Source organism: Roseburia sp. AF12-17LB (genome assembly GCF_003479605.1).
Taxonomy (GTDB): domain Bacteria; phylum Bacillota; class Clostridia; order Lachnospirales; family Lachnospiraceae; genus Roseburia_C; species Roseburia_C amylophila.
Window position 1 is genome coordinate 334935 of record NZ_QUHR01000003.1, and the last position, 12520, is coordinate 347454.

Annotated in this window: 14 protein-coding genes and 1 tRNA gene; 5 read left to right on the plus strand and 10 right to left on the minus strand. The window is 39.6% G+C overall.

Going from position 1 to position 12520, the window contains the following annotated elements:
- Positions 1-54: 54 nt before the first annotated feature.
- Positions 55-1428: a sodium-dependent transporter gene (locus tag DWV68_RS06115; protein WP_118665295.1), complete on the minus strand. Its 1374-nt coding sequence runs from the start codon at positions 1426-1428 to the stop codon at positions 55-57.
- A gap of 383 nt (positions 1429-1811) precedes the next feature.
- Between DWV68_RS06115 and DWV68_RS06120 the strand changes: the two genes are divergently transcribed.
- Genes DWV68_RS06120 through DWV68_RS06125 form a run of 3 tightly spaced genes read left to right on the plus strand, consistent with a single transcriptional unit; the run spans position 1812 to position 2933 of the window.
- Positions 1812-2279, plus strand: coding sequence for an Hsp20/alpha crystallin family protein (locus DWV68_RS06120; RefSeq protein WP_117842324.1), 468 nt, complete (start codon positions 1812-1814; stop codon positions 2277-2279).
- A 56-nt stretch (positions 2280-2335) separates the two neighbouring features.
- The gene (locus DWV68_RS14865) at positions 2336-2461 is read left to right on the plus strand and encodes a hypothetical protein (protein WP_279222409.1); all 126 of its coding nucleotides are present in this window, start codon (positions 2336-2338) and stop codon (positions 2459-2461) included.
- Positions 2462-2492: 31 nt separating this feature from the next.
- Positions 2493-2933: an Hsp20/alpha crystallin family protein gene (locus tag DWV68_RS06125; RefSeq protein ID WP_118087929.1), complete on the plus strand. Its 441-nt coding sequence runs from the start codon at positions 2493-2495 to the stop codon at positions 2931-2933.
- A gap of 104 nt (positions 2934-3037) precedes the next feature.
- On the opposite strand, the gene DWV68_RS06130 is transcribed toward DWV68_RS06125, so the two are convergent.
- Together DWV68_RS06130 and DWV68_RS06135 are read right to left on the minus strand one after the other, a co-directional pair.
- Positions 3038-3511: a methylglyoxal synthase gene (locus tag DWV68_RS06130; RefSeq protein WP_117842334.1), complete on the minus strand. Its 474-nt coding sequence runs from the start codon at positions 3509-3511 to the stop codon at positions 3038-3040.
- Positions 3512-3728: 217 nt separating this feature from the next.
- Positions 3729-3802 (minus strand) — tRNA-Pro (locus DWV68_RS06135).
- Between the two features lie 168 nt (positions 3803-3970).
- Between DWV68_RS06135 and DWV68_RS06140 the strand changes: the two genes are divergently transcribed.
- Positions 3971-6289, plus strand: a complete 2319-nt coding sequence (locus tag DWV68_RS06140; RefSeq protein WP_118665297.1) for a GGDEF domain-containing protein — start codon at positions 3971-3973, stop codon at positions 6287-6289.
- A 96-nt stretch (positions 6290-6385) separates the two neighbouring features.
- On the opposite strand, the gene DWV68_RS14370 is transcribed toward DWV68_RS06140, so the two are convergent.
- The 7 genes from DWV68_RS14370 to DWV68_RS06165 all read right to left on the minus strand — a co-directional run bounded on the left by DWV68_RS14370 (position 6386) and on the right by DWV68_RS06165 (position 11766).
- On the minus strand, positions 6386-6523 hold the full coding sequence (locus DWV68_RS14370; protein ID WP_156454671.1) for a hypothetical protein: 138 nt from the start codon (positions 6521-6523) through the stop codon (positions 6386-6388).
- A gap of 70 nt (positions 6524-6593) precedes the next feature.
- Complete coding sequence (gene aroB, locus DWV68_RS06145; protein WP_118665299.1) at positions 6594-7709, minus strand: 3-dehydroquinate synthase; 1116 nt, start codon at positions 7707-7709, stop codon at positions 6594-6596.
- Between the two features lie 141 nt (positions 7710-7850).
- Positions 7851-8750 (minus strand): NAD-dependent epimerase/dehydratase family protein, encoded by a 900-nt coding sequence (locus tag DWV68_RS06150; protein ID WP_118665301.1) that lies wholly within the window; start codon positions 8748-8750, stop codon positions 7851-7853.
- Positions 8751-8786: 36 nt separating this feature from the next.
- A complete protein-coding gene (locus tag DWV68_RS06155; protein WP_118665303.1) occupies positions 8787-9251 on the minus strand; it encodes a GNAT family N-acetyltransferase in 465 nt (154 codons plus the stop codon).
- An 84-nt stretch (positions 9252-9335) separates the two neighbouring features.
- Complete coding sequence (locus tag DWV68_RS06160; RefSeq protein WP_147326032.1) at positions 9336-9815, minus strand: hypothetical protein; 480 nt, start codon at positions 9813-9815, stop codon at positions 9336-9338.
- A gap of 75 nt (positions 9816-9890) precedes the next feature.
- A complete protein-coding gene (locus tag DWV68_RS14375) occupies positions 9891-10058 on the minus strand; it encodes a hypothetical protein (RefSeq protein WP_156454672.1) in 168 nt (55 codons plus the stop codon).
- A 367-nt stretch (positions 10059-10425) separates the two neighbouring features.
- Positions 10426-11766: a phage portal protein gene (locus DWV68_RS06165; protein WP_118087934.1), complete on the minus strand. Its 1341-nt coding sequence runs from the start codon at positions 11764-11766 to the stop codon at positions 10426-10428.
- A 174-nt stretch (positions 11767-11940) separates the two neighbouring features.
- On the opposite strand from DWV68_RS06165, the gene DWV68_RS15060 reads away from it, so the two are divergent.
- The gene (locus tag DWV68_RS15060; protein WP_334294286.1) at positions 11941-12336 is read left to right on the plus strand and encodes a tyrosine-type recombinase/integrase; all 396 of its coding nucleotides are present in this window, start codon (positions 11941-11943) and stop codon (positions 12334-12336) included.
- Positions 12337-12520 lie beyond the last annotated feature (184 nt).

Genomic DNA, 12520 nt, shown 5'->3' on the forward strand with positions numbered 1-12520 from the left:
CGCAAAGCGTGTTTCTCGTAGTTGCATTTCTGTATTTTCTTAATTTGTCATTCATTACATCTGAATCCAGCCGAAAGCATTTGCTATGGAACTGATTAAAATAATCGCTGCAAAGATCGGACAAAGGTATTTTATCATCACTGTAAATATCTTTTTCCTGCGGAACGGGCTGCCGCCCCGGGTTACTTCTTCTTCAATCCGCTGCACTCCCACCACTCTTGATACCAGAAGGCAGGTTGCAATAGCCGCAATCGGCATCATCACGGAGTTCGTCAGGAAATCAAAGAAATCAAGAATCTGCATTCCGATAATTTTTACGTTCGCCAATGGTCCATATCCCAGTGTGGAAAGACTTCCCAGAAGAAGCATTACAATGCCGACAATTACCGTTGCTTTCCGTCTTTCCCAGCCCAGTTCATCTTCAAAAGTCGATACTGCACTTTCCGTTAATGCAATAGAACTTGTGATTGCTGCAAACAGCACCAGTACAAAAAACAAAATTCCGACTCCGGTTCCAAGTCCCATGCTGTCAAATACTTTTGGAATCGTAATAAACATCAATGATGGACCCGCCTGCAGTGTTTCCGGATTTCCACCGGAAAATGCAAAGACTGCCGGAATAATCATCAGCCCTGCCATCATGGCAATCGCTGTATCGAAGATTTCCACGTTCTTCGTGGACTCCTCAATAGAAACTTCCTTCTTCATATAAGAACCAAAAGTAACGAGAATTCCCATGGCAATGGACAGGGAATAAAACATCTGTCCCATGGCTGTTACTACCGTCATCCAGGAAAAATTTTCAAAATTTGGAATCAGAAAATATTTAACTCCTTTTAATGCTCCCGGTCTGCTTACGGAATAAACCGTTATTAATATAGAAAGAACAACCAGCACCGGCATCATAAATCTGGATACCCGTTCAATACCATTCCGGACGCCGGCAAAGATAATCCCCAACGTAAATACTGCAAAAAAAGCAAAGCAGATTTCTGTGGAAAGTCCGCTGGAAATGAAATCAGAAAAATATCCATCCGATGCAAGCTTACTGCCATTTCCCCTGATATATTCCACCAGATATTTCATTACCCAGCCGCCAATTACAGAATAATATGGCACGATTAAAACCGGAATAATCGCATTTATCCAGCCACCGAAAGAGAGCCAGCGGGATTTTCCAAAGGTATGATATGCTCCCACCGGGCTCTTCTTCGTCATTCTTCCGATAGAAGTCTCCGCCATAATCATCGTATATCCAAAAGTCAGTGCAAGTATAATATAAATCAGCAGAAAGATTCCTCCCCCATACTTTGCCGCAAGATATGGGAATCTCCATATGTTTCCCAGTCCCACAGAAGCGCCTGCTGCTGATAATACAAACCCTATCTTCCCCGAAAATGTACTTCTTTTCTCATTCTGTGCCTTCATTTTGTTTTTTCTCCTAAACTCATAATTTCCATGACGCAAAGTTATAGAAATCATAACACAGTCTCATAGTTCCTGCAATATTCTTTCCTTTTTATCATGCTGCCTCTTATTTTCCCCCTATATTTCTGCATTATATCTCCATATATTTCATTTGTTTTTACAGTGCATTCCCATGTTTTTTCTTTGTTTTTGCACAATTTGTGTTTTTTCACAAATTTTTCACAATTTTATTAGCACTCACCTCTTGACAGTGCTAATAATTGGTGCTATAACGTAGTCAGAACAAAGGAGAGGAACAAAAAGAGGTTCCTAAAACATCCCGGTTCCAAAGAAACAAGGTAAACAAGCATAGATAGATTTATTTAAAAAAGGAGAGATGACTTATGTTGATGCCTAGTATTTTTGGAGAGAATTTATTTGATGACTTCTTTGAGGATTTTCCATGGATGGACGATAACATGGATATGAAAAAAACTGAGAAAAAACTTTACGGTCGTAGAGCCGCACGTCTGATGAAGACAGATATAAAGGAGCAGGACAATGGTTACGAACTGGTCATTGATTTACCTGGATTTAAGAAAGACGAAGTAAGTGCTTCCTTAGAAAATGGTTACCTGACCATCAGTGCCGCCAAAGGCTTGGATGAGGATGATAAAGATAAGAAATCCGGCAAGTACATCCGTAAGGAACGTTATTCCGGAGCCTGCAGCCGAAGCTTTTATGTTGGCGATGCCGTTACCGAAGAAGATATCAAGGGCGAATTTAAACACGGTATTTTAAAACTCTTCGTTCCGAAGAAAGAAGCAAAACCTGCAGTAGAAGACCACAAATATATTGCAATTGAAGGATAATTTCAGACATTGTATTTCAGATATCTGATGATGTAAAAGAAAGGAAGCATGTTATTATGTCAGATAAAAATCCAAAACATCCATTAAAGAAGAAGAAAGTAAAAACAAAAATTAATGTAGCCGACCATGAGGCTGTTGAAGAAGCCAGAGAAGCTCACAGAAATAAAAAACATTATTATTAATTACAACAATTATTTTCAGGAGGAATGACTTATGTTAGTACCAAGTATTTTTTCAAACAACTTTGTAGATGATATATTCGATGATGTATTTCCATTCGGAGCTTACAATGCTCCTGCTGCAGACAACCGCGCTGCCATGAACACTGACGTTAAGGAATTTGACGACAGATATGAACTGGAATTTGAACTTCCGGGCTTTAAGAAAGAAGATATCCAGGCTGAGCTGAAAGACGGATACCTCATCGTCAATGCCAAACACCAGGACAACAAGGACGAAAAAGACAAAGATGGCAAATATATCCGTAAAGAACGTTACTATGGCTCTTACCAGCGTAGTTTCTATGTCGGAGATGGCGTTACTCAGGATGACATCAAAGGCGGTTTTGAAAATGGTATCCTGACTCTGACCGTTCCGAAGAAAGAAGCAAAACCTGCTGTGGAAGAAAAGAAATATATTTCCATTGAGGGATAATACCAGGATAATTAAAAGGAAAAAGGGGCGGTGTGAGTATTCACACCGCCTCTCCTTTTTATGTGAGAAACACGCTTTGCGTGTTTCTCGTAGTTTAGCTGACATTACTTTATCGTCGATGCCCGCTGTCTGATATTCTTATTAAAATTAATCACATTGTGATTATATTCTTCATCCATCAGTTCAGAATGAATCATAAAATCTGCGGTCGCTTTATTATTGGCAATCGGAATGTCATAGACCTGGGCAATACGAAGCAATGCTTTTACATCCGGGTCATGAGGTGCTGCAGTAAGCGGGTCTGAAAAGAAAATAACGAAGTCTATTTTTCCCTCTACTATCTTGGCACCAATCTGCTGGTCTCCACCCAGCGGGCCACTATTATAGCCCTTAACCGGCAGTCCCGTCTGGTCTGTAATCATCTTTGCAGTTGTTCCTGTTCCACACAGAAAATGTTTCTTTAAAGTCTCTGCATTGTCTTTACACCACTGGATCAGTTCTGCTTTCTTTCCATCATGGGCAATCAATGCAATATTTTTCTGTTTTCCGATTGTCAAAGTAAGAAAATCCGGTTCCATACTCATATTGTGTCTTCTCCTTTATTGTATTATTTTCCAACCATTTCATTTATCAAGTGAAAATCAACTCCTGATAAACAATTGCAGCTCGCCAATCACGCTTATATGTTGGCTTGCTTACGCTCATTATAACATGACAGGATGATTCCAGACAATGTTTGGGTAGAAATCTTCATATAAAAAACGAGCACACCTAACAGTGTACTCGTTTTTTTCGTCGATGCGACAGGATTTGAACCTGCGACCTCTGCGTCCCGAACGCAGCGCTCTACCAAGCTGAGCCACGCATCGTTATTCAGTTCTTTCACACGCTCAACTATATTAGCATATATCACATTTTTTGTCCAGTAATATTTTTATTTTCTTTTCTACTTAATCGTTTTATGTTATACTTAAGTCAATCATAAGAACGGCTTTTACAATGCCGAAGCAACTTTTTTTACCAGAGAAAGGCACATTATGGAGAACAACCAGAGACCAACCATTGCAATTATGTTAGGTGACACCCAGTCCAGCTACTCAGAAGACTTACTTCGAGGCTTCTATACCTGTGCCAGAGAAGAAGATATCAATATTATTTTTCTGATGGGACCTCAGATGCCACAATATTGTAAAGATATTTTATCCTGCAGTTTTGACGGGGACTATAATTATCAGTTTGATACGATTTATGATTATGTGCATTTTACCAAACCAGATGCACTCATTATTACCTATGGTTCTCTTTCTATTTTTAAAAGCAACCAGGTAAAGGCAGACTTTCTTTCCCATTATAAAGATATTCCATTTCTGATGTTAGAGGACACACCGGACGATCCTGACATTCCATACCTGATTGCGGACAACTACAACGGCATGCGGCAATGTATCGAGCATCTTGTGAATGTCCATGGCTATCGTAAGATTGCTTTTGTAGCAGGACCAGCTAACAACAAAGACTCCAATGAACGGCTGAAAGCCTACCGCGATGTTATGGCGGAACATCAGCTTCCGGTCACGAATGATATGGTCGTCTATGGCAACTACTCAGAGCTTGTCACCGAGCAGGTGGAATATATTCTAGACCACAACCCGGAATTAGAGGCAATTGCTTTTGCAAATGATAATATGGCAAAGGCAGGATACCGCGTCTGTGCTGCAAGAGACCTTTTGGTGGGACACGATATTGCCATTACCGGCTTTGACGACATTGACCACGCCAAAACCATGGAACCACCACTGACCAGTGTTTCCCACAGCAGTTTCCAGTTCAGCTACCAGGCATTGCAGAATGCACTGATGCTCTGTCAGGGAAAGAAGCCACAATCCTGCCGGATGTCAGCCATTTTTCACCAGAGAAGCTCCTGCGGCTGCCAGCTGCACACCGGCTTTACCACACTGCGTCATATCAGCATGGAGCAGCTGCACGATTTTATACACCAGCAGGTCGATGCTATGGCTGAGGAATTATTCTCTTCCATTTCATACGAAAAAGATCGTAATTACTATACCGAAGTTCTACATGCATATTTTGAAAATATATATGAAGAAATCTTTATCCGGAAGGGAACTGACTTCTCCAACGAGCCTCTGATTCGTTATCTGAGAAAGCTTACTGCATATCCCCATATTTCCGGGGAAATGCTCTTAGAGCAACTTACTTCATTACTCCGTACACTGATTAACTTCTCGGAGGAAGAACCGCTGCAGACACAGCTTTCCGGCATTTTATCCTTTACCCAGCAATACGTTCATTCTGCGGATGTCTTCCGGCTGGAAAAAGAAATCATGGATTCTAACCGGAAAGCCTGGTTTGTACCTTCCTTTACAAGAGATTTGATTAACTCCGGTGCCAATTTCAAAGAAACGATTACACATATCATGGAGCGGCTGCATCTAATGAATGTCAAAAGTTCCTTCTTTTTCTTCTTTGACAAACCGGTCATTCATCAGGAAAATGAGCTTGCAGAGTATCCGGATGAAATCTATCTGGCAGCATATTACCATGATGAAAAATCAGTCTACCATGAACCGGGCAAACGTCCAAAAGTAACGACTGCCAATGGATTTTCCAGTTTTCTTCCAAAGGAACACAGCCACTGCTATACATCATTTATCCTCTTTTCCGGAGATGAACAGTTCGGTCTGCTGCTTTGCGAAGTGGAACAGAAAGATATTTCCTTTATGCAGATTTGCAGCCTCCAGATTGGTGCACTCCTGCATTTTATCCAGTTAAATGCCAGCGAACGCCAGATTCAGAAAGAATTGCAGGATTCCATGAAAGTCATTCAGGAGCAGAACAGCATCTTAAGTTATATCTCTGAATATGACGATTTAAGCCAGCTTTTGAACCGCCGTGGATTTATGGAACGGGCATCCCATGCAATTGAATCCAATTCCGGCAAAAAGGCTTATCTTCTCTTTGGTGACTTAGACCACTTAAAAGAAATCAATGACTGTTTCTCACATCTTGCCGGTGATTTTGCATTGCGTACCGTATCTGAACGGCTCCGGAAATGCCTGCCGAAAGATGCCATTACTGCAAGACTCGGTGGAGATGAATTTGTATCCTTTATCTTAACAGATATACCGGATTTCAAAGAACAGCTTTTAAAGAATCTGAAAACAGAGAGTGATGCTTTTAATGCCTTATGCGATAAACCTTTCTATGTAGAAATCTCTGTCGGCATCTACGACTTCTACTGTAATCCGCAGATGGACTTAACAGACATATTAAAGCATTCCGACGCAATCCTCTACGAGGAAAAGGTCAAACGGCGTGCAAGTATTAAAAAGTAGGCTATGTTTTTCTATAAGCTGCAAGAAACACACGCTATGAAAATAGCGGAAAAAAAGCCGGATGGTCAACCCATCCGGCTTTCTGAAACCGCTCTTTTATTCATCCATTCCCCATTTATCTTTCATGTACTCTTTTCCGAATCCAGAACCGATATTTTCATTGATTCTACGTCCGAAGCAGGCATAAAATCCAATCATTGCGGCGAATATCAGAATTCCAATAAATATAACCATAGTAAGCACCCTCCCTGCGTCACTTTGTTTTTCCAAGTATAACATAAGCCACCCGGAATGTCATCTTTTTCTATTTCATATTCATAATAATCTCTCTTGCGACAGCTTCCTCTACCGGTGTTGCAAATACACCCTCTTCAAATTCCACGATTCCGCCAATTCCTTTTTCTACTACGAAACGAAGTTTTCCATCCCGGACTTTCTTGTCCGTATATAATTTCTTAACCAGCGCTTCTCTATCGATATATTCCGGAATCTCTACCGGCAGCTTCGCTTTCTCCAGCAGATTCTTCACTTCTGCCTTCTCTTCTTCTGTCATATAACCAAGTCTGTGGGCAAGTTCCGTCTGTGCAATCATTCCAATGGAAAGTGCTTCCCCATGAAGTAGTTTATAATCACTGACTGTTTCTATGGCACGTCCTACGGTATGTCCAAGATTTAAGATTTCCCTTAAGCCCTGTTCTTTTTCATCCTTCATTACCACGGCATATTTTATCTGACAGTTCTTCTTTGCGATGTATTCACAGGCTTCTCTGTCTCCCGCGAAAATATCTTCCATATGTTTTTCCAGGAATTCAAACATTTCCTTATCTGCCATGCAGGCATGCTTGATTGTCTCTGCCATACCACTGGAGAGCTGCCGCTGTGGCAATGTCTTCCATGCAGCAATATCAAGATATACCTTCTCCGGCTGATTAAACAGCCCAATCAGATTCGTTGCCAATGGCGTATCTACTGCTGTCTTTCCTCCGACCGATGCATCTGCCGCCGCCAGAAGTGTCGTAGCATAATTAATAAATGGCACGCCTCTGCCATAGGTTCCTGCCAGAAATCCAGACAAATCCGTCACTACACCGCCGCCCACGGCAATGATGCAGCAGTCTCTCCGAAAGCCAGCCTCAAGCATGGCATCTTCTACTTCTTCCTTTGTCTTTCTGGTCTTACTGGTTTCTCCTGCTGCAAAGACAAACTCCTTTGCCTGATAACCTGCTTCCTGCAGCAGTTCAGCAATGTGTTCTGCATAAAGTTCCTTTACAATGCTATCTGTAATTACCGCAAACTTCTTAATCTTCCCAACCAGTCCATTTTTTAAATCATCAATTAATTTTTCCTGCAACTGGTAGCCAATCTCTATTTCATAGCTGTCATCTACTACTTTTTTTAATTCTACCTGAAATACGCTCATGTTTTCTCCGTTCTATCCTGTGTCTTGTAAATCTGCGTCTGTCTCAGATTTTTATTTCGTTTATTATACTATTTTGCTCTTTTCTCTGCAACCACCGAAACTCTAATCGAAAGAAATTCCCAGTTTGTGAAATATCCTATTTCATGTCAGATGTTCCTCTATGTATGTAATATATGGCTTCTTATTTACCTTATCCTGATTTGCCACATACCAGTCATAAGCTTCTTTTAACCCATCCGCCAATGGCTTTGTTTCTTTCATAAGTGCAAGCTGTTTCCTGACATCCAGTGCATATTCATAATTATAAAAGCTGAAGTAATTGCGCTGTTCTTCCTCCGCTGGAACTTCCACAAACTCCGGCTGCTTTCCTGCCGCCTGATAGCACAGAGTTACCCAGTCACGAATGGATATGCTTTCTTTATTTCCAACATTGAAAATATGCTGCTTTGGTTGTTTTTCCACCAGAATATCTATAAATCTACACAAATCCTCCACATGAAAAAATTGCAGCTTCATGCCGCCCTCCTGTGGCAGATAAAATTTCCGGTTTTCCAATGCACAGTCAAATACAAAGGCTTCCCGGTATACATTATTCATCGGTCCATATAAATAAGGCGGTCTAAGGATATATGCCTTCGGATTTCTCTGCATCAGTGCTGTCTCAGCCGCTATTTTATTTGTTCCATATGCACCCCAGTGCACATTTTCTGCAAGCTGTATTTCTTCCGTAAATGGTGCCGGCGCATATTCCGGATATACGGCACTTGAACTTATAAGAACATAATCTTTGTAACTTTCCAATGCATTCAGCAAATCCTCCACATCTTCCCTGGTATATGCGGTATCAATTACCAGGTCAAAATGCAGTCCCTGCAGTGCATCACCGATTGCATGCCGGTCTGCCTGAATCAGTTTTACAGCCGCCGACTGCGGTCTGGTGTTTCGATTTAACACATAAACCTCATCACCTTTTGCCACATAATGCTCTGCAATAAACCGACTCACAAATACAGTGCCACCAGTTACCAAGATTTTTCTCATACTTCTCCTCCTTGTGCATGGGTTTTTATGAAATTTTTATTTTCCCCGCTCTAATGTTAAAACCATACATTCTTTGGATTCGGTAAATCCGCAGGCATGATACAAGGCTCTGCCACTCTCCGTTGTATCCAGACTCAGTTCTGTCACACCACGCAATTTGGCTTCATTTATCAGAAGTTCCATCATGTGGCGGGCAATTCCCTGTCCACGATAGTCCTTCTTCGTATATACATTCATAATATGTCCACGTTTTCCGGTAGGATGGACAAATGTCGGCATGACCTCAATATAGCTGACCGATGCACAGCCAACTACTTTTCTTCCATCCATTGCCAGAATTGTCGTCTGATTGCCATCTTCAAAATACAATCTGCTGCTGTCGACCAGATTATCCGGAAATATATCATCCTCTGACAAATCATTTACTTCCCGAAGCATCTCCAGCCGGGTACTCATCAGATTCTCCATATCTCTTCGTGACGCATTCATATATGTTATCATAATCATTCCTCCAGGTCGCATTTTTTCTGTCTTCTTCGTACAGCAGTATCATATCACAGAACGGAGGAAATAATACTTAATTTTTTATGATTCTTTGATTTCCATATAAAATGTCACATTCTTACAATCATATCCTACGAACTTCAGTCGATTTTTTCCCTCTTTCAACTGAATAGAATAGGTAGTCAGTTCATTCACTTCAGAATCCGGCGTACATTCCACCACCGTTGACACATTTCCATCCTCATCAATCTGCACCAGCTTTGCTTTTCCTTCATCCAGCGTAAACACAAGCGTTATATCTACCCACGTCGCGCTGCTGCAATTCGCTTCCCAGAGTGTCTCCCTGCCATCAAATTTTCCAACGGTGTATGTCACATTATTTCCATAATTATTCAATACACTATTTGTTTTAGCATACCGGTCCCCACCCTCTGCTATCTGAATATCTGAATCGTACTGCTCTTTTGCAAATTTATTATTACAGCCAGTAAGCAATAGCCCCATAACTAAAATACATACTATGCCAAATCTTTTCATTTTCCCTGTAATCTTGTTTTTCATTCTATTTTTAATCTTCCTTTTCATTTACACTTCCTTTGCGTTCTCTCTTCTTTTCCGTTCACTCTTCCTCTTCATTCACTCTTCTCTATCACCGATTGCATGAACAACGCAGGCAAATCCCGCAACCATCGAAAATAAAATAGCTCCTCCCATTGAATTGTCCAAAAAATCCCCCATAAAGAAACCTACAATTCCCGCAAGTACCATAATACAAACTGCATCCACTGCTTTAAATTTTCTCATAAAAATACCTCCGTTTTTTGCGCTCTTCTTGTTTTTAACTTCTATTTGCCCACAACAATTTACATATCATATTATACTTATTATTGTTTCGCATGTATATAGCTTATCTTTAGCTTTCTTTTATGAATTACTTTTTGACTTTCTTTTTTTAATGAAATAAAGACGAAGGGATTCAAAAATGCTGTTAAAAATAGATGAACGCCAAAATATCAACTCCACGATGTTGTTTTGCCGAACACTTTTAAACGTTATTCCCATGTTTCTTTCCTCCATGTCATAATTTTTAATACAATAACTATTGAAACAAAAGCTGAGAAAAAGAAATGCTACAATTAAAAAATGCAGTCATTCCTTTTTCTCTATACATTTATTCTGTTGTTTCAACCTCTTCTTGCGGTGTCACATCATATAGCCATACTCCTTTTTTCTCTTTCTTATTTAAATTCAATGTGTTTTTCGTTTTAGTTCGTGAATATCCTGTATATAGTTGTTCATCATCAGATTGTGACAACCATCCACAAGTCATCGGATAACCTTTGCTCAAAATCGGTTCATCATAGTATATGAATCCACTCATTGTAATTTCTCCCCCAATACTTATATTTACCTCTTCATGCACCTCTATCTCATATTCATTAAGTTCTTCTTCTGTTACATTCGACCAATCTTCGTAAAAAGTGTAAAATTTTACTTCTTTATTGATAGTCGTCCCGATTAATGAATTCAGCTCAGAATATATATCAGTATTCATAAATCCATATTTAGGAGAAACATTTGTTATCAATAACTCTATTTCTGATTCATACGAGTCCTTTTCCTCGTTAAAATTATCCTGATTAATAACACGATACAAACCAGACACTGTAATATCGTTCATAAGTTTACTATACCGTTTTTCTTCTTCTCCATATTTTACTTCTGGTTCATCATAGAAAATCATAAATTCATCATCCGTAAATATAATCTTGGAATCCTTTGAACTAGTATCATAATCCACTTCAAGATTGCCTAGTTTTACTGTTTCTGGTTGAAATCCACCATTTACAAGGTCATCCTTACTTGTCATTCTCCATTCACCTCTAAGAATATCCTGTGTAATAGTTGTTTCATCTGAAGTGCCTTTTTCAAATTCTTCAATTTGTTTCTCTAATTCTGACAATTCACTTTGTCCTTTGTCGGTAAAATCTGTTTCTGTTGTTTCTGTTGTTTTAGACACTTCTTGCTCATCCGTTTCTTTTTGTTGTTGCCCACAAGAAGTCAATATATTTCCTTTTGTCTCTGATTCATCTGCATTCACTCCATCTAAAGCCTTTTGTGCTTCAGCGGGTTCATTTTCCTGCTCATTTGACATGACTTCATGGCTAAATTCGAAGTAAACCTGATTGCAGTGGTAATCTGTACCATCAGTTTCATTGATTTCAACAATAATCAGCTTCAAAAGCCTTCTAAGTAACTGCTTTAATCTTATTTCCAGTTTGGAACACTTTAAATCTAGTAAAGAATAGGCTGCCTTAATTGCTATATTGGTTGTTGCATTTGTGTCCTTAAGTCCTGCTGTATTCACCCCCATTCCAAACCGGTAAATATTTTTTTCATCCAATTCAAGTTTTGCCTGTCTCGTCTGATATGGCACATCCACGGTCTTGACATCAACACCGCCGTCATCATCCACACCAATTATTTTTTTGTCTTCAGGTTGGTCTGCAATTCTTCCAAATTATCACCCTGAAAACCTTTCACCACATGAATAGGAGTATCAAAATCAATCAGGTTATTTGAAAGGCTGCTTACTATATTTGATATATCCCTAGAACGTAATGAATTGACCGTAAACAAGGCTTTAGCCCTTTGATGGCAATAATCCTTACTTTAAGGGTACAAAATCCGTAAATGGCAATCGTATAGTTCCCATACCACCATTTTTAATGAATTTATTTCAGAATACATAAAGGCCTTACCAGGAACCAATCTCTTCTATTCTGCCAATAATGAATATATGACTGCTTCTGCTTATAATAAGATGTGGTCTAATATTATTTCCAAAATGAATGTTGCTGCCAGTGGGTCAAATAAGATTAAAATAATAACCAGACTGACCGCGCATATCTTTCGGCATAATTACTGTGCAAACTTATGTTATCAGATGCCAAACATCAGTATTAAAAGAATTGCACAATTATTAGGTGATTCTGAGGAGATGGTTTTAGAGGTTTATAATCATGTTCTGGAACAGAAAGAAAACGTGCAGGAAGTAGTAAAAAATTCAATTAATTTTTGAAGATGAAGGGGTTCAAAAATGCCCTTGAAGATGGGGTGAAGATGAATATTTAGGCTTACTTAGCACTACTTCCGATTACTCACAAAAATGGCGGAAATACTGTATTTATCAGTATTTCCGCCATTTTTAACTAATGAGACATCGGGGATTCGAACCCCGGACAACTTGATTAAAAGTCAAGTGC

Excerpts from the sequence above, each read along its gene's own strand:
- aroB (WP_118665299.1), bottom strand. The coding sequence starts at position 7,709 with ATGAGCGTATTTCAGGTAGAATTAAAAAAAGTAGTAGATGACAGCTAT.
- DWV68_RS06115 (WP_118665295.1), bottom strand. The coding sequence starts at position 1,428 with ATGAAGGCACAGAATGAGAAAAGAAGTACATTTTCGGGGAAGATAGGG.
- DWV68_RS14370 (WP_156454671.1), bottom strand. The coding sequence starts at position 6,523 with ATGGTTATATTTATTGGAATTCTGATATTCGCCGCAATGATTGGATTT.
- DWV68_RS06125 (WP_118087929.1), top strand. The coding sequence starts at position 2,493 with ATGTTAGTACCAAGTATTTTTTCAAACAACTTTGTAGATGATATATTC.
- DWV68_RS14865 (WP_279222409.1), top strand. The coding sequence starts at position 2,336 with ATGTCAGATAAAAATCCAAAACATCCATTAAAGAAGAAGAAAGTAAAA.
- DWV68_RS06160 (WP_147326032.1), bottom strand. The coding sequence starts at position 9,815 with ATGAAAAACAAGATTACAGGGAAAATGAAAAGATTTGGCATAGTATGT.
- DWV68_RS14375 (WP_156454672.1), bottom strand. The coding sequence starts at position 10,058 with ATGAGAAAATTTAAAGCAGTGGATGCAGTTTGTATTATGGTACTTGCG.
- DWV68_RS06155 (WP_118665303.1), bottom strand. The coding sequence starts at position 9,251 with ATGATAACATATATGAATGCGTCACGAAGAGATATGGAGAATCTGATG.
- DWV68_RS06150 (WP_118665301.1), bottom strand. The coding sequence starts at position 8,750 with ATGAGAAAAATCTTGGTAACTGGTGGCACTGTATTTGTGAGTCGGTTT.
- DWV68_RS06140 (WP_118665297.1), top strand. The coding sequence starts at position 3,971 with ATGGAGAACAACCAGAGACCAACCATTGCAATTATGTTAGGTGACACC.
- DWV68_RS06120 (WP_117842324.1), top strand. The coding sequence starts at position 1,812 with ATGTTGATGCCTAGTATTTTTGGAGAGAATTTATTTGATGACTTCTTT.
- DWV68_RS06130 (WP_117842334.1), bottom strand. The coding sequence starts at position 3,511 with ATGGAACCGGATTTTCTTACTTTGACAATCGGAAAACAGAAAAATATT.